The organism is Reichenbachiella sp. MSK19-1, assembly GCF_003590315.1.
Taxonomy (GTDB): Bacteria; Bacteroidota; Bacteroidia; order Cytophagales; family Cyclobacteriaceae; genus Reichenbachiella; species Reichenbachiella agariperforans.
The window spans coordinates 157,301-180,027 of record NZ_MIER01000002.1 but is presented as its reverse complement, the minus strand read 5'-3'; the positions used below and the strand labels follow the sequence as shown (position 1 = coordinate 180,027).

Genomic DNA, 22,727 nt, shown 5'->3' with positions numbered 1-22,727 from the left:
AGTAATTAAATCGTCTTTCATACTCTCCTCATCACGGTAGTAGATCGTGCACTACTCATGAGGATGCGCTCACTTAAATCTTTTCCACATCGACAAAGTAGGCTCCCAGTTCGGTTCCATCTTCCAGTGTAAACCATGTTTGGATTTGGCTATCTCCTTCTTCCAGCTCCACGGTAAACTCCACGAATTCGCTACAGCCATCTACTGCCGTACTCCTGTCCTTGTCCTGAACCAATATTCTCGCCTTTTGGATAGTAAGTGCTTTGCCTTTTTTGCTTTCGTCGACGCTGGTACCTGGTAGAGCTGGACGCACTGGATAGGGTGCATTGAGCATCATACCGGTCTCCACAGGCCACCTGCGCAGTCTTATTTTGTAGGTACCTGCCTCCGCAACTTTGATTTGCCAATAACCATTGTCTACATAGCCACTTCGGATATGGCGCTGGTGCCAGGGGCTCACCTTTTCTGTGTGCCAGTCGTGGCAGTATAGTTTAGTCGGATTCTCAGCCTCATGTCCTACGTAGATATAGGGCTGATCCTCGTAGCTGGGAGATATCTCTGCCCACCATTTGTCATAGTAAGCTTTGAACTCCGCCATTTTCTCAGGATGCTGATCGGCGATGTTCTTGCGCTGCTCGGGATCGGTCTCTAGGTTGTAAAGCTCAACGCCATCGATGAGTCGCCATTTGCCTTGCATGAGCGAAGTTCTGCGCCATGGTTCTGGCACCTCGATGCGCTGCGAGTTGGTGATCACGATGCGGTCTTCAAATTTCTTATTGTTACCCTTGATCAATGGCAACAGGCTCTGTCCGTCAAACTTCAGCCCTTTCTCCACTTTGAGTCCGGCCATATCCACTATCGTGGGCAAGACATCATAGTGTGCAGTGAGGGCATCGATGTCTGTGCCTGTGGTGATGCCACCGTCTGCCCAATGGATGAACAGCGGCACGCGGTGTCCGCCCTCGTACTTGCTGGCTTTGATGCCACGCATACCGTCGTTGAAGCCTTTGTTGACAAAGCCATCCAGGCGGTGTCCCTCTACCCGCGCTCCCTGAGCCGTACCATTGTCAGTCATGAAAATCAAAATGGTATTGTCCATGATCTCGTTGGCCTTGAGGAAGTCGACCAGCTTGCCGATATTTTCATCTACATTGGCAATCATGCCATAAAAAGCCGCCATAGGGATCGTACCGTCTTCTTCGTACTGCTTGTAAGGCTCTAGGTATTTGTCCTCGACGAAATAAGGCGAGTGTGCAGCATTGGTAGGTAGGTAAACAAAGAATGGCTCATCTTTCTTGTCAGCCATAAACTTCATAGCCTCCTCAAACCAAATATCAGTACAATAGCCTTCGTACTTTTCCAATTTTCCGTTGTGGATGTAGGTGTCATTGAAGTAGTCATTGTCCCAGTAGTCCATGGTCTGCTCCATTCCCCCACCACCGTGGGTGAGCACTTCTTCAAAACCTTTGTCCTCTGGACGAAAAGGGTAATTGTCCCCTAGGTGCCACTTGCCAAAAAGCCCCGTAGCATAGCCATTGTCCTGCATGATCTGTGCAACTGTGGTCTCTCTCTCCAAAATCATCGAGCGGCCATTGACCGTGTGCCAGACCCCCGCTCGGTTGGCATTGTGCCCCGTCATGAGTGCGGCACGACTCGGTGCGCAGGTCGGATTGACATGATAATCGGTAAAACGTACACTAGTGGCGTGCAGCTGATCTATGTTGGGAGTTTGGATGACGGGATTGCCCAAAGCGGCAATATCTCCATAGCCTTGGTCATCCACAAGAATGAGGATGACATTTGGTTTTTCTTTTGATTGGCTATTTGACGCATGGCACGTCAAAGCCAATGCACTCCACAATACTCCGAGGTATGCTACTCTTCTAATCATTCGTAATTTGTCTTCTAATCTCTCCATCACTTCCACTCTCCAAACGAGCAAAGACCCCTGTCTTGAATATCACGTAAACCGAGAGGCAATGGCTTAAAAACAAATCTCTGAATCTGCGTACGCTTGGGGTATTAACTATGGTTCAGAAGTGATAAATTATGAGTCTACAATCAAAAAAAGGAACCATCCCTACAAACTCGGCCATCGCTCTTTCTAAATTCTACACACACTAGATCCCTTTTCAAACGAAAGAGGCTGTTTCAGTAAAATGAAACAGCCTCTATATTGTATTCAGTTGTTGTTGTGAATATAAATATCCTTTGTCTACTGTTTGAGTACCTTCAATGAGAGAGGTGCTTGACCTCCGTACAATTTCAAGATGTAAACCCCTTGAGGAAATGTACTGACATCCAATATTTCCTGAGATGAACTCGGAGCAATCTTGCCTTCCTTCATGACTTGGCCATGGATAGTAAAGATTCTGTATGTACTGTACACCCCTTTATTGATATTCATCGTCATGGTCTCACTGGCGGGGTTAGGATAGACTCCCACCCCACTGGCCTCAGGGTCTGATGACAAAACCGGTTCTTCTATCGTATATTCTTTCACCGATATGTCAGTCATTTGGTAGGTCCCATTGGGGGTGCTGCTCGACGCTGTGATGATCACTCGTACGTTGTTTCCTGTGATCTCATCTGATGAAAATTCTCCATTGGAGTCCACTCCTGTCGATTCTAGCATAGCCAATACTTCTCCACCATCGACTTGATAAGAGACCTTGACAAAATCATCAGCTGTCAAACCACTAGTTGCCAACAATTTGAGGTAAATAGAGACACTCGACACACAAGAAATATCGATCGGTTCCGAGGTGAATTCATAGGTTTGATTTTTGACTACCACTGTGGGCATCGTCCAGGGCAGTTCACACCCCGCTACGCTATATACATTGAGTTCCTGAGACGTTTCTACAGGAGCATATTCCCAACTCCCCTCTTGCGAAGCAGTAATTGTCGTAATCCCATTGCTGACAACATGAACTTTCTCCGCTACGATGGTAGCTACCGAAGGATTGGAACTGGTGTAACTCAGTGGACGTCCTGAGTCCACCGTAGCTCCTGGATCAAAATCATCATCTCCCACCACTACTTTTGGAAACTCAGGGAAAGCAATCACCTGCGCTATTTTTTCGTGTGCGGCCCCTGTATACACCTCAGAGATGAGCTGTTTCACTACACTACCTCCTTCGTACATCACCGAGATGGAGTTGCCCCCTGTCGCCTCAAAATATTCGATGTACAAATGATGATAACCTGGATTGAGACATATCGTCCCTGACCGTTCGTCTTCAGCACCATGCAAGCCATCATGGTCTATTATTTCCATGTCGTCGATGTACAGTTTGGAGCCATCATCCGAACTGACATAAAAAGTATAATCGGCCTCTTCCTCTATATTGATATAACCATCAAAGGTCATGGCGAAATAATTATCAACCCTACTCGGACTAAGACTGATCTGGTCCAGGTTGCCTGCTTCCACTGGGGTCAGTGTGGAGAAATCCGGTAGCGAGTTCCATTGTCCTTCGTAGTACACATAGCTGATCCCCTCCTCCAGATTATCCGGCGTCTCTACGGGTTCATTGCCGCAGGCACCAGTAGCATATGTTTCGCTAAGCACTTGTTTGCTCACAGTAGGGCCAGCATACATGACAGCTAGCGCCTGGTCTCCTGCATTGTGAAAGTACTCTACCACTATCTGGTGATACCCCTCGTCCAGACAAACCTCGCCAGAAGCCTCTACCACATCATGTACCCCATCATTGTTCACTACTTCCACTCCATCGACAAGCAATCGAGACCCATCGGCAGATTCAGTATAGAAGGTATAAGTACCATTGATAGGAACAGAAAAGTGCCCCTCGAACACCAAAGCATATTGCTCTCCATCTACCCCTTCTATCAGCCCTATCTCATCAGCGATATCAGTAGCCGCTGGTGACAACCGCTCAAAATCTGGTAGATTGTCCCAAGTACCCTCATAATAACTGTAGTTGACGCCATCGACAAAACGATCCGACGCGTCCACAGCTGCTAGCCCTCCTTCACATTCATGTGGACTGCCATCTTCGATACTTATACTATTGAGTACAAAAGAATCTGAGGTTCCACTGATGCTGATTTTCATAGGCTGTACACCTTGCCTCAAGATCACATCATTGGCAATCGCCAAATCCTGCCAATCATCCAGGCCAGTTGAATAGCCCACGCCATTGGGGACCGTGATTTCCTCGGTCACCTCCTCATTGCTGAATGAAAATTTAATTTTTCCCCCAGCACTCGCCGATGCGTAGCGAATGGAGATGTTGTACAGAGAAGTAGCTGGTACCTGTACGGTATAAGTCACCCATTCTCCATCTTCTAAACTTTCCACTTGGTAACCGCCCTCTGAGCAAACAGCGATATCCACTCCTTCGTCTGTACGATATTCTCCACTTGTATTGGAGTCATCCACGTCATGATACACTTTCCCCTCACCACTGAGCGCAAAGTGATCGAAATTTTCCGCTTCAATACTTCCCGGTACCACATTCATCTGATACATGGGCAACCCGTCCTCATCATAGCCACTCACTGGATCTCCAGGGCTGACACGACGAAACTTCAACCCACCCCAACCTGGGTAATCAACAGCATTTTTTCCATCTTCTACACCGATCTCTTCTGTCATCACCTCAAAACCTCGCTGCATCCACTTATAATCTTCGCTAGGGAGCATCATTCGGTCTTTGTAATGCCCCAAGTTCATCTCATAGATGGGCATTAGCGTATTCGTGCCTCTTTCAAAATTTTCTGGTTCAAGGTTATTCGCTACATAAGGATTGATTTTCAATGACCTCCATCTCCCTGATCTGTCAGTCCTTTGAATGTATTCTCCGCTTTCTACCGTAGGCTCCCAGGGCTCTGGTTGATCGGGATAAGCATGCTCCCAACTCAAATTGTATCGCATGGTAAACTCCAAGCCCAACAATTGTCGGTTGTCTAGGTGACCATAGAGATCATCTCCTTGATTCCATGCCATCTCAGAGATACAATTCATGATCAAAACTCCCACTACCGTATGTGTCTGGTCTCTTGAGCTTTCCTGGCATTGGCCATTTTCATAGATGTAGTTTTCTATTACTTCATTATAGCCATAATCCTCAATTTCATTACCTATACTCACCTGTCGAAACTCTTCGTAGTATTCATTGCCTGTCGTCAATGGCTCTGTAACTGGTGGCCCTGATGGATAAGGCAAATCATCCGCTCTATGCGGCAATCCTTTGAGGTATCGCAAGGCTCTTTCGTAGATTATTTCATTGTCTAGAAAAATACCCATCGCCATGAGTGACCGATAGGCAAAGAGTCCTTGGTTGCCATGTCTCGAAGGGTCTCCTTGATACACTCCCCAATAGAAGGTAGTAGAACCCGTCGGGGTTTCGGTACCAGACCATCCTGGGTACACCAACATATCGCCAAATTTCTTTTGGTCTTCTTCTGACCAGCCATTATAGGTATGTTTGATGATTTCCGCACCTTCACACATCTTCCAAGGTCCACGTCCCTGAGAAAGGGCTATCCCACCAGTACTGGTCAGATTCACCCAAGCATTGAAGATTTCAACGCATTTTTGCGCGTGTCTTTCGTCTCCTGTGATGTACCACATCAAGGCGTTGTGGTAGGCGGCATAGCCATCATTCAAAAACCTGCTATCAGCCGCATTGTCCAAAGTGGTGATGGTCAAATTACCATTGACATTGTAATTGTAGCTGGCCGAACCTTGCTCTTTGAACTTTTCGAAACTGCTCGCCCATGGCTCCTCTCCCGCCTCGACCATTGCTTTCATCCGATCCAAATCAGACTTCTTGTGAGAAATACCTGGATGTACCAACTGCGCCATGGATTGGCTACCTATCAATAAAATAACTAGGATCAAACACAATCTGCTCCATACGGATTTTTTCATTACTTGTAACTTTTCTTTCATATCATACTCATTTTTTGTCCTCTACTAGAGAATAGTCAAACTCCGATCATACGATCAATTTCATGCTAATACTATAGTCCTATCGGGTAGTCATGAATCATAACATTCCTCTGGTATTGTAGCAAGATCAGGGAAACTGGATTACTAGCGTATCCTTCATGGGTCACTACGTATAAATCATCATCCAAAAAGTATGTTTGGCTTGATAATGAATAAATATCATGGCAGATGTACACTACATGTACACCTACCATGATTTTCATTTATCTATTGTTTCATGACCTTTAGGGTCTTAGCTGTGCTATCACCCTCCAACTTGAGTATATACACACCCGAATGGAGTGCATTGAGATCAATATCCAAGGTTTGCAAATCGGGATCAATATCCCCGTCTTTATATACTTTACCATCTATGTTGTAAAGCACAAATGATCGATAGGCATGCTCTGATAACTCAACAGTCAAATGATCACTTGCAGGATTGGGGTAGAGCTTGAGCTCTGCTGATTCTAAAATCTCTGGTTCCAGATTTGAGATTTCTCTAGCGCTGGAGCTTACAGCATCAAATCTCCAGTGTTGATTCTGATTATTTGTGTTCATCGTATAGAGATACACATTTTGATTATTGGCACCCCCATTTCCTGCATCAATCGCATAATTAGGGGCATTCCTTTTTTGTAAAAGGTAATGGCCACCCCCAACATTTACTTTCTTCCAATGCTGGTTTTGATTATTGTCAGAGCAACTCCATAAATACACGTTTTGCCTATCGGCACCTCCGCTTCCACCATCTATACAAAAATTGGTTCCCTTTTTCTGGTAAGAATAGTAGCCATTGCCTCTATCAATTTCAGTCCAGGTAAGGTTATTATGATTGACATTTGTATACAATTCTATAGAAGCACCGTTAGAGTTATTACCTCCACCATCTATCGCATAGCCTGTGGCATTGCGTTTAACAAAACGGAAATCTCCTCCGCTGCTATTGCTGCCGCCTTCACAACAGTTGAGCGGATTCACAATATCATATCCATTGGCACCTCTGTAAACACTCACCTCATCGTATGTAACGGTTCTAGTTTCATTGTTCACATAATTTGCATTATCATAAGCATATATACCCCATGAACCAGGCACAGAATACGACCCATTAACCTGGCCACTGGCGGCCGTCTGATCACCGAACCCTAAAATCAGGTCAGATCGGTCTAACTTTAGTTCATCATCTATCCACACCTGAGCAATACCTTTGTTGTATTCCCTTAACTTGATACGCATCACAACTCTGACAAATTTGCCTTTTGGAAAGTTGTTTTGGATAACCTTGTCATAGGTGGCAGTGATATTATACCGGTGTTGCAGGATCAACTGCCCGTCACTATTATATTCAAGATGAACATAATGGTTTGCAGCGCCATCCGGTCTAAAACCCCAAATCTGAAACACACTCATTTCTGTATTGGAGCTATTTGCAAATGTATTGGTGTGAATTTTCATCCAAAACCCTGTCCAGAATTCCTGGGTATATGTCCAATCATTATTATCAATCCTGAACTCTGATTTTTTGGAAGTGTTGCCACCATCATATAACCCCTCCCACCAATCACATTGAATACGATTGCTTACAAAGTTTACCCTGTTAGACATTGATGAGTATGTACGCTCAAATGGACCAAAGTCTCCATTAAAATCATGCCCTACATATGTTTGGGCATTTGACTGATGAGACCACATTAGGCATAGCGCCAATGCGGTCAAAAGAAATAGTTCTTTCATTTTGAATAGATTTAAGTTAGAGATTATTTATTCAATAATTTTTTTAATTACTCCTTTATGATTCTCATGCTTCTACTGGCATTGTTTCCGCTGAGTTTGAGGACGTACAGACCAGCATCAAGATGATCCATTTCTATCGTCAGCTTGCTCATATCATCCGCTACCTTGCCTTGATTCACCACCATGCCATTGACATTGTAGATCACGAATTGTTGGTAGTTACTTTCTGCCAATTGCACCGTCAGTCTGGAACTTACTGGATTGGGATAAAAACTGAATGCGCTAGACGCCAACTCATCCAGAGGCTCATCTCGTAATCTTGCGCCAGCACTGACATCATCAAACCTCCACTGCTGATTTTGATTGGTTGTGCTTGATGTCCATAGATACACATTCTGATCTATTGCGCCATTATTTCCACCATCAAGAGAGAAGCTGGTACCGCGTTTTTCTAGCCTGTAATGTCCATTACCGGCGTCTATTTTCAGCCAGTGCTGATTGTAATCATTGGCGTTGCAAGTCTCGAGCGTTACATCCTGACCATTGGCCCCTCCGCTACCTCCATCGATACAAACTGTGCTATTCAACTTTTGGTAAGAATAATACCCACCTCCTCGTGAGATTTCTGTCCAGGTCATGTTATCGTGCTGCACATAAGTATACAACTCTACACTCCGGCCCTCTGCACCACTGTTGCCACCGCCATCGATAGCAAAACCCGTTGCGTTCCTTTTGACCAACTGAAAATCTCCACCAACAGTAGAGGCGACTGTACCATATACCTGCACCTCAGCCAAAGACAATGGGTTGCTAGAACCGTTGAGTTGTACCCGCACTGTTTCGCCCTGTGCCCCGCCTACTTGGATGGTCTGCGATGGATTAGGATAGGCACTGTAGGTCTGACTCCAGGTAGTCGTGCTACCATTCATCACGGAGACGGTAAAGTTGCTCAGCCGATCCATACAGCAGTTGGTCCGATTGTACAAAACAATCTCATCGACCTCATAGGTACCTCCCAGGTCTACTTCCCACCATGGGTTCGATTCTGCGTTGGTATGCGTGACTGAGCCATGAGACCATACCCCACTCGTATTGCCATCTACTGCTCGGGAAGAGAGCCCTCCATGCGCGGTAGAGGATTGCGAAGTGCTTTTACCAAGTGCTATATTGTCGTTGGTGCAAGTTTGGTAATTTACCGAAGTACCTGTACCATTGTCTGTGACCGTGCCACAAGTAGTGATATCGGTATTCGTGGCTTTGTCTCCCACCACGATGGCATAGTTGGTATTGTTGGTAAAGGTGATATTGTTTGCGTTGTGATAGTAACCTTCGGTGGTAGAACCATTGCCAGTCATGAACCGATGGGCTTTTCGCTGACCACCGATGAGAATATCGATATTGCTCATCGTAGAAGTGGTCCCATCGTGAATTGTGACCTCATGATCTGTACCTGCAAAATAAATGGCTGTTACTTCACCGCTCAATGGGGTGACATGATTGTCCAAAAGTGTGATTTCAATGTTGGAGTTACTTCTAGCGACATCTTCTGATAGCAGCGCGCCGATAGAAGCGTCACCATCGCAATTCACCACATTGGTGTTGGCTCCTACCCAATAGCCTGTTTCGCATGCCAGTACCGTGCAGTTCTCGACATATTTGGTCCCTGATGCCCATCCGATCGTCACGCCTGAGCGCATCTTGACTACTGTACTGTTCAGTACTGTGGCGTTAGTTACCCCTCGGTCGTATTCCACACCATCTATGACAGTCTCCCCTGCATTGTAAGATCGGATGCCGTCTTCTTGCAAACTGAAATAATAGTTGCCAGTGATGTCATTCAAATTAAAGCCCCATATCGTTTGAAAGTCGACATTGTCAGCAGGGCTTCCCGAACCTTCCTCTGCCAATACTTCATTGGTAGACCGCAATTCTCCTTCTACATAGCAGCCTTCTACGATCGGATCATTCGCTCCCTGAAAAAATATACCGTGTCCATACGAGCGACAGATAAAGGTAGAGTTCTTCACATGGTTGGAATTTCCTCTAATTAAACAAGCGCTACGCTTATTGTGGGCAATGACATTACTTCCACCCTTGCCAAAAATATCTCCATAGCCATATGGGTAAGAACCCCTCACCGTAAAATGACATCCCTCCAATCGGTTATTGGCACCATCGAGTACTACATTTGTCGCTCTTTTGGTAGGCTGATCATTCACCGAACCATCATCGACTACTGTCAGGTTCAGTATTACGTTATCACTACCTATGATACGAAACTCATGAAAATCCACATTGCCTACAGACTGTGCTGTTTTGGTTTCGATGTTGATCGTGACACCTGTAAAATCATACGTGCTGTTGTCTCCTTCAAAGAGGAAAACATTGAAAGAATTGCCTAGGTGAGTCGTGCCTTGCCAGTACTTGCCAATAGCCCCAGTACTCACATCATTGGCTGTCACACTATACGTGCCAGGGGCGAGTTTGACGTTGACATTGTCGTCATCCAGATAGGGGATCAATTGACTCAATGAACTGACGGTCGTCTGCGCGTAAACAGTCGTCATCGTGAGCAATAACACGGCCAGTGCCACCAGCCGCTTTAGTTTGCTATGTACACAATCGTACACAGCATGAGTAATAGTCTTTCGTTTCATGCTTCTTTTTGTTTAGTTAAAAATTCATAATATGCTTATCTCAAATATTCTGATAAGCACAGAAAGAATGCATGACTCATGAGTCAATATTGATAACACATGACTCACAAAAAACATGAAAACAGCTCATTTTTAACGTGTTACAAGCATTGTATAACTAAAAACAGGAAAATCAATCGCACATACTGATGTAGCAACGAGCATATCGCTCATGATTCAAAAACAATAATACATGACTCAGAAAAGTAGGTGACCTGCCACACTCATAGCCGAACATCGTCAAGACGATACTATTTTGGTCTTCCTTGGTCACATTTCATAGCGGAGTGGATGACAAAGTTGTGTTAAAATGCTTTGATAAAAATAATAACGAATAACCATGTCGACATGCTATACCAAAAATCACATATCTCCCCTCAATTCATTGATCCTCTTGTCTGCTGGATCTTTAATATGCCTAACATAATCTTTGGAATACAGGCTGGCCAACGAAGGATATTGATCCAACAACTTGCCATATTTGATCCATGCCAAGTCATATTCGTTTATCCATTTTTTTAAGGCACCCCTGTCGAGTCTTGCTTCAGCATCGGAGATATGAATCACACTTCGATAAATTTCATAAAGGTGCAGTCCATACAGCGATGAGCCAATGGCATGTTCCCGCATATCATCATTGGGCCAATTTATAGACTTTGCCAGTTCCACAATTTCCCTCCAAATTTCCAACGATTCATCTTTTTGATTTAGGTTTCGTTGTTGTCTTTGTGGATTTTGGTTGGATTTGGGGAAACCAATGCCTTGATCTCTTGTCCACCATTCATTCATATCATGCTCTACCGAATTCCTACCTCTAACCACAGCATCGGCAGACAAAAGGCACATTTTTCTAAATTTTTTAACTTCTGATTCTTCCAATCCTAGACGATCAACGGCATACCGCTTAAAGACTTCTTCCTCTTTCTGATCGGGTTTTTGCGCCCACTGCGCCATCACCCAAGCATTCACATCTGCCCACATTTCGTTTTTGATATAGGGGCCATCCCAGCCCCCACCTCTCGACCATGTAAACACCCCAGCAAACATCTCTGGCTTAGTTTGGGCAAACTGGCGTATGGAATTAAATTGTTCCTTTGGCATACCTCGATGCTCCTCAAACCCTTCTATAACACCATTGGCTATATAGTTGGGATAAGCACCCTTGCCCTCATACTCTCTTGAGCACTGCACCTCTATCATCTGCTGATGTCGTCCCATACCTATAACTTTGCTAAATGGTGTGGAACGATGAAAATCCCCTTCACAATGCTTGACACTCATGATCAAATTGTGATGTGGGGTTACCTCATCACTTATGGCCATGTAGGTATCTGCATCTACGTCAAACGATCTCCATGACCTAAAAATGAGTTGTTTATCTCTTTTGACACAAACCTCCTCTCTCAACAACTGCATCAAAGGAATAATGGTCTTTTGAGCATTGCTCTTGTCTTGAATGTGCCCTTGATGATAGGGTGCATCATGCAGGTATGTTTCTCCAATCCGTACCACCAATCCATCCATCTTTGGAAATTGAGAAAAAATCTCATCAATCTGAATGCGAAGCAATTTCTGAGTAATACTGTCTTTAGGGTCACCAAAAACTTCTTCTATCCCATATTTTTCAATTAACCGTTTGGGGAAAAGCATAAGATCAGACATGGCATAGATCGACAGTCCCTGTGCTTCGCACTTTGCATGCATGGCGTGTATCATTCCAGCCTTTTCATCCACCCACTTTCGAGCTGGTGTGCCTTTTGGTAGTATATCTGGATCCAGAGACTCCCAATTAATTGCCAAAGTAGGAGATTCAAACAGGAAATATACTTTCCCATTATACCCCATTTCTTTGATCACAGACGGATCTACATAAGCACTTTCGTAAGGAGGTTCACCTGGATTGTGATGTACCATATCCAGTATCAATGAGCTTCTTGTTTCTTTCTTCCCTTCACTAGAACATCCCAGAATCAATATTACTCCGAAACAATATATCACATACAGCCAGCTCGTTTTCTTCTTCATTATTCTATTATTCAGTATCCACCAATGAGTCTTTTGAAATCACTCTAAGCTTAATCTTATTGACTTCAGAAGACAACTTGATTATTTCTTGCCTTTGTTTACTTTTCGTTGGTTGATATCCTTTTGGAACTATGAATATCCCTGACATGCCTTCTGGCAACTCGATCGTGTAGTTCACTTTTTCGTTAACCTGCTGATGCCGCGCGATTATATTCCCCATGATGGTAGGGGTTTTGATCTCAGAAAAAGTCAACTCCCCCAACTGGGGTTGAACCTCCACCTGCTTGAACCCTGGCTGAATAGGAGTGATTCCCCAAAGGTGTCGTACGACAATGTTCAATGGTGCTGTGCCCCATGCGTGGTTCCAGTCAAGATTGGGTTTATACTTCATATCCCAGGCTTCTAGTGTCATGGTAGCACCCAGTTGGATCATGTTCCACCAAGACCGATCAGTGGTCGTGTCGGTCATTAGCTTGAAAGCATATTCGGTTTCTCCGGCCTGATATAGAGCTTCAAGCAGGTATTGCGCACCATATACGCTACAAGCCATGCCACGGGTTTTGATAAAATCTACAACAGTCATTTTGTATTGATCAGGAACCAATCCAAAAGCCAGTGGCATCATGTTGGCATGCAACGATGAATGTGAAGACCCCTCTCCATCAATATAGACTCCTTTTGCTTTGTCCAACAGCTTTTCGTTGATCATTGTACGAACCATTTCAGCCTCTTTGGCAAACCTTTTGGCATCATCACTTTCACCAAGCATCCTGGCAATCTCGGTCATCAAAACAAGGTTGTGGTAGTAAAAAGCATTCACCACGGTATTGATCTCTACCCCCATGTCATAGCCGTCCCTTTCACCCTCTTCTGTTGCTAGCTTCCAATAGGAGTCTTTTTGTGCTGGAGGCCAGTCCACAATATCCCGAACCTTCGTTTTGGGGTCTTTGAAACCGAGTTTTAACATGAATGCAGAATCCAAGCGATGTGATCTGCTGGAAATCAGTCCATCTTCCCTAGCCAAATCATGTAGTGTTCTGACTTTAAGTACTTGATAATGTTTCCTGATCAAGGTCAAATCGCCCGTGTACATGTAATCCTGATAAAAGAGCATTGCCGTATGTAACAGCCACTCCGTAGGCCATGTGGGATGGTCTATAAAATATTCGTTGGTCCGTTTGGCAATGGCATAGTTATCATCCACGCTATAATGACTGAGCTGGTTGATATAAGCATCTGCCTCATATGGAATTCTTTCCCTATCACCATCCACATAATATCCAGTAAATGTAGTCGCTTTGATGGTGTGCTTGCAAAGATTCCATACCTGATCCAGTGTTTTATTTGACGAAGAGAAGTAACCTGCCGTGTCATCAAATTCCGCATAAATAGCCTTTTGAAATAGCTCCATGTCTTCTATCGGAACCTGCAGATTTTCTATTTCACAATACCTAAATGGCATAACCACTCCGAGTGAATCGGGTAGATGAATTGCTCTGTCATTTGTATTTCGTTTATCAGATTGAAGCTTGACAATGTAACCCTGTCCTGCTAACAGATTTCCCATCACTATCTTCTGGTAACGTATTGTTCCTCTAGGGTTTCTATCAATTTGATTGTCCGATAATTTTTCCCCCAGATGAATCACTAAACCTCCTGCATGATTACTCTTTAGGCTGAGAGAGACCGTTCCAAAAAAAGACTTGCCGAAATCAATTAAATAATGATCTGGACCAAGTTGAATTATTTTTTCGGGGTGCTTATAGGAGACCATCAGTTTTGGATCTCCAATCTGCTGAGCGGTGCAACATAATTCCCCTAAAAAAAGTATCATGAAAAGCCATGGAATTATAGCTGCGCTAATGCGATGGTGACATTTCAGATTCATTTTATGACTTCCCATCGCTTGGATTGTCACTTCTTTAAAATCTTCTCTTTGAAAATATGATTATTCTCTCCTTCGTCAATGACCTCCCCTGCGGAGACACCCGTACAGTTTCGACTGTTGTCGTCGAGTACGACAGGATAGCCAGAGAGATTGTGCAGGACGATATTGGAGGCGGAGTAGTTTTCATCTTTGCCTAGCATACCGATGGTGCGGTTGTCCCCTCCGATATTGATTTTGAGATTTTGGTCAGGATCGGGTACTGCATTGCGTAGTGTGACTTTGTGGTTGCTACCTATGATGATGGCTGCATGGCCACTTCCGTTGTAGCTCGCCCCTTCATAGGGCAGCAGGGTGATGTCTGCCGTCATGCCCTGGTCACTTGCATAATCCACACCCAAAGCCGGCCCATGCTGGGTATCGGCATAGCAGTCCACAATATCTCCCGTCCCTATACAAAATCCTCTTTCACAACCTATCACAGTCGTGCCAGATACATACTTCTGACCCGTCGCATGGGTCAGTGTGACCCCTGCGCGCATATTCTTGACCGTGCAGTTGATGATGGTAGGATTGGAGGTACCCCGGCGGTATTCTTTTCCATCGATGATGGTCTCGCCTCCGTTGTAAGCACGGATCCCCTCTTCGCCCAGACACAGCCTATAGCCCTTGGGCAGATCATAACCCCACACAGTCTTGAAATCAACTTTGTCTGCATCAGATCCGCTTCCCTTTTCTGTCCACATGTCGTCTGTAGAACGCATTATACCTTCTACATAGCAGTCCTCAATAATCGGCCAATCGGCAGCCTGCATGAAAATGGCATGGCCATAAGACCGGTGTATGATCGTGCAATTTTTCGCATGATTTTTATAGCCTCTTACGAGAAAAGAAGAATGCTTCCTATGCGGAATCACGCTCTTTCCTCCTTTGCCAAAAGCCTCGCCATAGCCATAGGGATAAGCACCCCTGGTCGTGATATGAAAACCTTCGACTCGGTTGTTCGCCCCATCCATCACGATATTGGTCCCGCGGCGAGTAGGTGCGTCGTGTACAGACCCTTTGTCTATCAGGGTCAAATTCTTGAGTACATTGTGATTACCGATGATCTGCATCTCGTAAAATTCATCCCCATTCGGGAAAGAAGAGAAAACCTCGGTCTCGACCTGAATGGTCACGTCCGTAAAATCATACACACTATGGCTGCCAGTAAACAGCAATAAAACATTGGAGTTGTTCTTGATTTGCGTTTGTGCATTGTACTTGCCCTTCTTTACCTCTTTGGCAGAAATGGTGTAGACTCCCGGCTTGAGTACTACCTCCACACTATCCTGAGTCAGATAAGGCATCAGCTCCTCAAGGGAATTGACGGAGGTCTGGGCAAACGCATTCAGGCTCACCACTAGGCTCACCACTAGGCTGACCATGAAAACAGACAGTTTCATTTTATCATTCATCTTTGTTAAATCTAATCTCCTATTGATCTATTTTTCTCGATACGATACGTCCATACTCCCTCGAACCAGTACTCGATATACTAATTGATAATGAGTCGTTGATCTTGCTTCGCTTCTTTTATTATTTCACCCTTACTGTTTATCTCGGTATCCTTCACGCCTGGATAAGAAAGGACTTTGCAGTTTGTCTGATTATCGAGCACAACATCTGTGGCGAGGGGCGTGGCTTTTTTATTAAAGTTGCCATACCCTTGCCATGAAGCCAGCTTGATGGCCATCGACGAGGGGATGTAGTCTTCGTTGGCCGTTTTCACGATCACGTGGTGGCCTTCTCCATTGATCTTGGCCAGTAGATCGTTGGCCATCCCGTTACGGCTGTCGAGGATGTTCATCTCTACATAGGCATTTTTTGCGTTGGTATAGGGAACACAAAAAGCCTCTGCATACTTGGCATCCGCGCTGCAGTTGATCAGCGTGTCGGCATTGCCCACATTGTAGCCAGTAGCCACACAGTCGCGCACCACACAATCAATCACCTTGTCGCCTGACGTACTCAGGCCCGTGCAGATCCCGCGACGCATCTGGGTGACCGTACAGTTCTTCACGGTCGTATTTTTTGTTTTGTGGCCGTTGTACTCTGGGTACATGCGTATGCCATCCTCACTTAGAGAAATAATCTCTCCTGGCATGATCTTTCCGTCTTCGCGAATCAGAGTACCCTCTACATAGCCGCCTTTGCCGGCATAAAAATCTCGGTCAAAAGCATAGCCTGAGGTTTCCGCCAAGATGGCATCAGTGGTGCGGAGCAGTCCATCCACGTGACAGTTTTCGATCAGCGTGTTTTCCGCTCCCTGCAGAAAGATGGCATGCCCCATGGCGCGCATGTGTACTTTACAGCCCAGCAGTTTCACATCCTTGGCGGGATAGCCTACACGGATGCCGTTCATCTTGCGTACATCACCACCTCCTAGGCCATACAAGTAGCCAAAGCCCCAGGGGCTAGAACCGGTCGTGCGTACCTCCACATTTTTCAACACATCACCCTCTCCCACGATATTAAACATCTTGTTTTTGCTTTGTCGGCCCGGTGTATCGCCATAGGTCTCGATATACAAGCCTTCGAGGGTAACGCGATCGCCCGACACCTCTATGGCACAGTACATACTATTGCCATCGTCGCTTTTGGCCAGGTCGGGCCGGCTAAAGAGCTTGGTATCGACCATAAACCTCACCCCTCTGAGATCGAAATAGGCATCATCGCCCGTGATCCTGATGAACCGTATATTGTCCGCCTCGTCGATTTGGTAGTTGCCTGGCTCCAGCTTGACCCGGACGTGGCTTTTGTCGAGATACTGCTTCCATTCTGTAAGGCTGTAAACGAGTATCGTATCGGTTTCACTTGGCTTTGTCTTGGTCTGGCACGCGGCGAATACTATACACACCGCCAGTACCCCAAATATTTGCTTCATCATTGCTTTTTTGATTTCAAATCCTCCTTGTCATTTACTACTGGGATCACCATGTTCCATGTTTTCGTCCCATTGCCAAAACCACCTGGGCCGTCCATGGTGGCAAAAAAGATATGCGTCGGCTGGCCATCCTCCACAAACACAAATGGTCTTTCGAGCTGTCCTTGCTTGATGGTCTGGCCATTGTCCCAGGTTACTGTGCGGGTGTAGGCCAGCGGGTTTTCGTCCAGCACCCAATGGATGCCATCCTCAGAGTGCGCGAGCACGCCTCCATGGTGGTTGCCATCGCCGATGATGTCTCCTGTCATGTCTTTGGCAATCATGTGAAAGCCCTGCTCATCACTCCACAGATGTGGATCTTCCACTTCACCGAATTGCTCGGAAGAGAAAACAGGCTCATCCCCCACCACGGTGTATGCCCCATCATAGGCAGGCGCGGTGGCCACACCGATAAACTGTCCGGTATGCGTGATTTCATCTTCGCGATAGCTGCGCCCTTTGAACAGCAGGACGACGGATCCGTCCTCCTTGAAGAGCGGAGAGGGATTGGACGTGAGGAAACTGTAAAAGCTATCCGGCTTTACATCCAAAATAGGTTCGTCGAGCCGCTCCCAAGGACCATACGGGCTGTCGGCTATGGCCAGTCCCACCCGCTTGCGCCAGCGACCAGCGATACACCATTTGCTCCGTAGGTCGAATGCCGCCACGTTTTCCTCTATCACCTCCTCGAATGGGTGTGTAGATCCCATGTAGTAGAGCAGATACTTGCCCTTGTGTTTGACGATTTTGGGATTGTGACAGGATCTACCATCCCAGTACTGGGCTCCTCGGGACCCCAGTGCTACTTCGCTGAAGCGGTATGGCCCCTCGGGCGTATCCGACACGGCATGTACGATCTCCGACCTGATCATCCACCCCGGGTGAAAAGGCAGGAACTTGGGCCATCGTGAAGCGTACATGTGATACTGTCCGTCTTCCCCCTTGACCACCGAGCTGCCCCATACCCAATAGTCCTCCATCTGCAGGCCTCCCTCGACAGGTGCTATGCCTAGATGGAGCCCACTATCCTCTTGAGCATCTACCCTCAGGTAGCTGACAAGAGACAAAATAACAAGAAGTGTTTTTAGTCTATTCATCGGTCAGTTGTACATAGTTGTAATAAACGGCGCCCTCCATATCGCCAGCGGCATTGTAAAACCAAGTCTGAACGAAAGCCGGCCCTTTGGGCAGATTTTCGACCCTAAACTCTACACCATCGGCCTCTGAATCTGCTTGTTTGGTCTGGTCTACAAAGACCTCTTCACCATTCCATATTTTGACCCGTGCTGTAGCAATATCCAGTGCTTGACCAGGACCCGCAGCGCTCAGGGTTGTTTCTTCCTCGATCTCTTTGGGCCAGCGGCGCAGATCGAAATCGTAAGTCCCAGATTGATCAAATTCGACCGCAATAAAGCCACTACCCGTCGATCCTTTTTTCACATTGTCCTGATTCCAGATGACCGTACCATGAAAATCATGCGCCAAAAGATGAGACTCGGGCTCTTCTTCGCTGCCTACTATGATGCGCGTGTACTCGTCTGATCGCGCATCGACCAATTGCCACCACTCTTCGTACTCCTGCTGTAGCTCAGCCACCACATCGGCATGATCAGGATTGTCAATGATATTGTTTTCTTGTTTGGGATCTACCAGCACGTCGTAGAGTTCCCAATCCGTATCGCTACTGTTTCGGATCAAACGCCATTTATTCACAATTTGATCTCCCTGCCAGTTGTCTTTTTTGACTGATAGCTTTTTGTATTTCTGGGGAAATTCCGTCCACATATCGTTGATCGTGACCGCTCTGTTTTTGTAATCTTCAGGATCATTGATCGGATCTTCGTCCAAAAATTGCAGAAAACTGCGCCCTCGGATTTTGAGTTTCTCTGGTCTGTTTCCCAAATCCTTCAATCCCAATACATCCATAAAAGTAGGCAACCAGTCTATATGGGCAGTCAGTACGTCGACCTCTCGGCCTTGGCCTTTGCCTCCCAGGTTGCCATTGGGCCATCGAACAAAACAAGGCACCCGTGTCCCGCCATCATAGTTGGAGCCTTTGCCTCCACGCAGATAGCCCCCGGCACCATTGTCAGTAGTGAAAACCAAAATGGTATTGTCCGCAATACCTTTGTCCTCCAAAAATTGCAGCAAGCGCCCGTAGTTCTTGTCAATGTTCTCAATGGTACCCACTTTGGCACTCACACCTTCGCGCGCATCTGGTGGCATCACATGTGGTGCGTGGGCCGTACCTAGCGGTATGTAGGCAAAGAAAGGCTTCTCCTTTTGGATGTTTTCTTCCATAAAATCCATGGCTCGGTTCATGAAGAAATTAGTCGTAAAAGCTCCTTCTATACCATCGTCTTCATCGGTCATTTTGACCAACTCATCGTTGACCCACACGCTGGCGGTTTGATTGGTATTGCCCCAATAGTCAGGCTGCTGTCCCGTACCTCCACCTTTGATCCAAGCTACATGCTCAAAGCCACGATCTTTCGGACGAAAAGGGTAATTATCTCCCAAGTGCCACTTGAAAAACAAGCCTGTCGCATAGCCGTTCGCTTTGAAGATATCCGCCATGGTGATCTCATCGGCTCGCATCATGTTGCGGCCATTGATCGTGTGCCAGACACCTACTACATCGGCAGGTCTACCCGTAAGCAGCGCTGCACGAGTAGGCGAGCAACTCGGCGAGACATGAAAATCCGTGAGTCGAACCGACTCCTTTGCGAAATTGTCAATATTGGGCGTCTGAGGTGCATTTTCTTTGTAGTATGAAAATGCGCTGTGACTGATATCGTCCGGCATTACGAAGATGACGTTGGGCCGGGAATCTTTTTGCGGCAATGATGTCGACTCACAGCCTACCAACGCCAGAATCAAGCAACCTACTACTAGAAACTGCCCTATTGTATTTTTCTTTTTTCTTTTTTTCATTTTCCTATCAAAGTAATCTGGTCACCAGCCTGCATCTCGATATCATAGACATTACTCTTAGGTGGTGTGTACCCTTCTAGCTTGGCCTTTTCGGAGATCAATGGCTGCTGGATCTCTGGCGTCTGGTAGAAAGCGTTGGGATTTTCTCCTTTCGCTTTCTTTAGTTTTTTTCCATCCAAGGACAATGCACTGTATGACCTGACTCTAAGGTTGCCATCGAGCGTAGCACGGATTTTAGCCTCCACCAATTGTCCCTCGCGCCACTCTATAGACTCAATCACAAAACCTCCTCTGGCCCTGAGCCCGGTCACCTTGCCCTCAGGCCAGACATCGGGAAGCGCTGGCAGCAAATGGATCGCTCCGTCATGGCTCTGCAACAGCATCTCGGCTAGTCCGGAGGTGAATCCAAAATTGCCATCGATCTGGAACGGTGGGTGAGCGTCTAGCATGTTGGCATAAGTACCTCCCCCCTTTGGTGAGTCGGGTCTGCCTACAAGTTTGATCTGTTCGCCCATGAGCTTATAAGCATGGTTGCCGTCGAGTAGTCGCGCCCAGAGGTTGATTTTCCAGTTCATCGACCAACCGGTAGATGGGTCACCTCTGTAGATCAGCACATTCTTGGCCGCCTCGAAAAGCTCCGGATTGCGGTAAGGCGATATCTGATTGGAGGGTTGCAGAGCGTAGAGATGCGAGACGTGCCTGTGCTTGTCTTCAGGATCATCCCAGTCCTGGATCCACTCCTGGATTTGCCCATGTTGACCGATTTGGATCGGTGCAAGCTGCGGCAAGGTCTGCGCTATTTCATCAATCATCTCGGCATCTTCTCCTAGCAACTTGGCCGCTGCGGCAGTTTTGGTCAGGATATCGAAGACCAACTCATTGTCCATAGTAGCGCCGTACTGGATATTGACCATATTGGGAAAATGCGCTGGACGGTTTTCGGGCGAGGTGGAGGGTGATATAATCAGCCATCCATGCTCCGGCTCAGGCACCAAGGCACTCAGACAAAACTGTGCCGCCCCCTTCATGGCCGGGTATACTTCTCGCAGATAGGTCAAGTCTCCGCTATACTGGTACTTGTCCCATAGGTGCTGCGACAGCCACACCCCGCCCATAGGCCATACGCCCCAGGTAGCACCATCTACAGGTCCGCAGATACGCCACAGATCTGTATTGTGATGGGTGACCCACCCGTCAGCGCCATACATGACCTCAGCGGTCTGCTGGCCTGCTACGGACAGTTCTTTGACCATCTCGATCAACGGCTCGTGCATCTCCGACAGGTTCGTCACCTCTGCCGGCCAGTAGTTCATTTCTGTATTGATATTGATGGTGTAGGCACTCTTCCACGGTGGGTTGAGCTCGTTGCACCAGATCCCCTGCAGGTTGGCTGGCTGCCCACTAGGCTGTGATGAACTGATCAGCAGGTAACGTCCGTATTGAAAGTACAATGCAGCCAGAGCTGGGTCGTTGACCGTACTAAAGTTTTTGATACGCTCGTCGATGGGTTTATTTGCTTCTTCGGTCTGTCCCAAATCAAGCGCCACGCGATCGAAAAACTGCTGATAATACTGTGTGTGTGTCGTTTTTAGTTCTTCATAAGTTTTGCCTTCTACAGCCTTGAGATAGCCTACTGCACGCTCATGCTGATCGGCAGACACGTCGAGATAATTGACAAAATTGGTAGCTATCGACACATAGACCGTCACGCTATTCGCTTCTCGGACAGTCAGCGAGGTATCCGATGCTATCAGCTCCCCACCCTCGGGCACAAATTTGACCCTTGTTTCGAATTTGATTTTTCCTTCGGTACCTGCTGCATCTTCAGGCAGACGTTTGCTTTTTCGGTCGTTGTTTCGACCGACCATTTTCAACAGATCATTGCCTTCAGTGGATATCGTCACCAACTCCGGTTTGGGACGGTCCATGGTAGAAGTGAAGCTAATCTGCCCTGGTTCGCTCGCCGTGAGTCGCACGACCAATACCTGATCGGCAAAAGATGTAAAAACCTCGCGTTGAAAAGCTACTCCACCTACTGTATAGCTTGTCCTTTGGATGGCCCCACTGATATCCAGCTCACGATAATAGTCACTGTAATTGTCATGACCGTCAAACTTGAAATACAGGTTGCCAGCGGTCTCGAAAGGCATGCCGTGAGAAGTCTTGGAGATTAACTTGTCGTTGGCCAGATTATGGGCTTCCTTGTACTTACCGTCAAAAAGCAGTTGGCGCATTTCGGGCAAAACATCTCTGGTTTCGGGGTTGTCATTTCGATGTGGCCCTCCTGACCAAAGCGTACCTTCGTTGAGTTGGATATTCTCCTGCTCAGGCACACCGAAAACCATGGCACCTAAGCGACCATTGCCGATAGGCAGTGCCTCGTTCCAGTTGGGTGCTGGCTCGTCGTACCACAGTTTCAAGTGCTCTCTATCTGACTTCACTTCCATGCTGGATGGAGCACAAGACCCCAATACCAGCAAAAAGACTAGCCCATATACGTACTCAATATTTCTTTTCATAATC

At 46.5% G+C, this 22,727-nt stretch carries 12 protein-coding genes; all 12 read right to left on the bottom strand.

Going from position 1 to position 22,727, the window contains the following annotated elements:
• Positions 1-73 precede the first annotated feature (73 nt).
• The 12 genes from BGP76_RS00845 to BGP76_RS00795 all read right to left on the bottom strand — a co-directional run bounded on the left by BGP76_RS00845 (position 74) and on the right by BGP76_RS00795 (position 22,723).
• Positions 74-1,891: an arylsulfatase gene (locus BGP76_RS00845; RefSeq protein ID WP_119844293.1), complete on the bottom strand. Its 1,818-nt coding sequence runs from the start codon at positions 1,889-1,891 to the stop codon at positions 74-76.
• A 324-nt stretch (positions 1,892-2,215) separates the two neighbouring features.
• Positions 2,216-5,923: a PA14 domain-containing protein gene (locus BGP76_RS00840; protein WP_119843274.1), complete on the bottom strand. Its 3,708-nt coding sequence runs from the start codon at positions 5,921-5,923 to the stop codon at positions 2,216-2,218.
• Between the two features lie 71 nt (positions 5,924-5,994).
• Positions 5,995-6,186 (bottom strand): hypothetical protein, encoded by a 192-nt coding sequence (locus BGP76_RS20115; protein WP_147407340.1) that lies wholly within the window; start codon positions 6,184-6,186, stop codon positions 5,995-5,997.
• A gap of 4 nt (positions 6,187-6,190) precedes the next feature.
• On the bottom strand, positions 6,191-7,699 hold the full coding sequence (locus BGP76_RS00835) for an RICIN domain-containing protein (RefSeq protein WP_119843273.1): 1,509 nt from the start codon (positions 7,697-7,699) through the stop codon (positions 6,191-6,193).
• Positions 7,700-7,746: 47 nt separating this feature from the next.
• Positions 7,747-10,356 (bottom strand): discoidin domain-containing protein, encoded by a 2,610-nt coding sequence (locus BGP76_RS00830; RefSeq protein WP_119843272.1) that lies wholly within the window; start codon positions 10,354-10,356, stop codon positions 7,747-7,749.
• A gap of 402 nt (positions 10,357-10,758) precedes the next feature.
• Positions 10,759-12,420 (bottom strand): hypothetical protein, encoded by a 1,662-nt coding sequence (locus tag BGP76_RS00825; protein WP_221409828.1) that lies wholly within the window; start codon positions 12,418-12,420, stop codon positions 10,759-10,761.
• A 7-nt stretch (positions 12,421-12,427) separates the two neighbouring features.
• Complete coding sequence (locus BGP76_RS00820) at positions 12,428-14,254, bottom strand: alpha-L-rhamnosidase C-terminal domain-containing protein (RefSeq protein WP_158583974.1); 1,827 nt, start codon at positions 14,252-14,254, stop codon at positions 12,428-12,430.
• Between the two features lie 80 nt (positions 14,255-14,334).
• Entirely contained in the window at positions 14,335-15,762 is a 1,428-nt protein-coding gene (locus BGP76_RS00815) for a hypothetical protein (RefSeq protein WP_119843270.1), read from the bottom strand.
• Positions 15,763-15,842: 80 nt separating this feature from the next.
• Positions 15,843-16,925: a right-handed parallel beta-helix repeat-containing protein gene (locus BGP76_RS00810; RefSeq protein ID WP_147407339.1), complete on the bottom strand. Its 1,083-nt coding sequence runs from the start codon at positions 16,923-16,925 to the stop codon at positions 15,843-15,845.
• Between the two features lie 305 nt (positions 16,926-17,230).
• Positions 17,231-18,367 (bottom strand): glycoside hydrolase family protein, encoded by a 1,137-nt coding sequence (locus BGP76_RS00805; RefSeq protein ID WP_119843268.1) that lies wholly within the window; start codon positions 18,365-18,367, stop codon positions 17,231-17,233.
• Entirely contained in the window at positions 18,360-20,204 is a 1,845-nt protein-coding gene (locus tag BGP76_RS00800; protein ID WP_119843267.1) for a sulfatase-like hydrolase/transferase, read from the bottom strand. The genes BGP76_RS00805 and BGP76_RS00800 overlap by 8 nt, the downstream gene beginning before the upstream one ends.
• The gene (locus BGP76_RS00795) at positions 20,201-22,723 is read right to left on the bottom strand and encodes a glycoside hydrolase N-terminal domain-containing protein (protein WP_119843266.1); all 2,523 of its coding nucleotides are present in this window, start codon (positions 22,721-22,723) and stop codon (positions 20,201-20,203) included. Before BGP76_RS00795 ends, BGP76_RS00800 begins: the two co-directional genes overlap by 4 nt.
• Between the last annotated feature and the right edge of the window lie 4 nt (positions 22,724-22,727).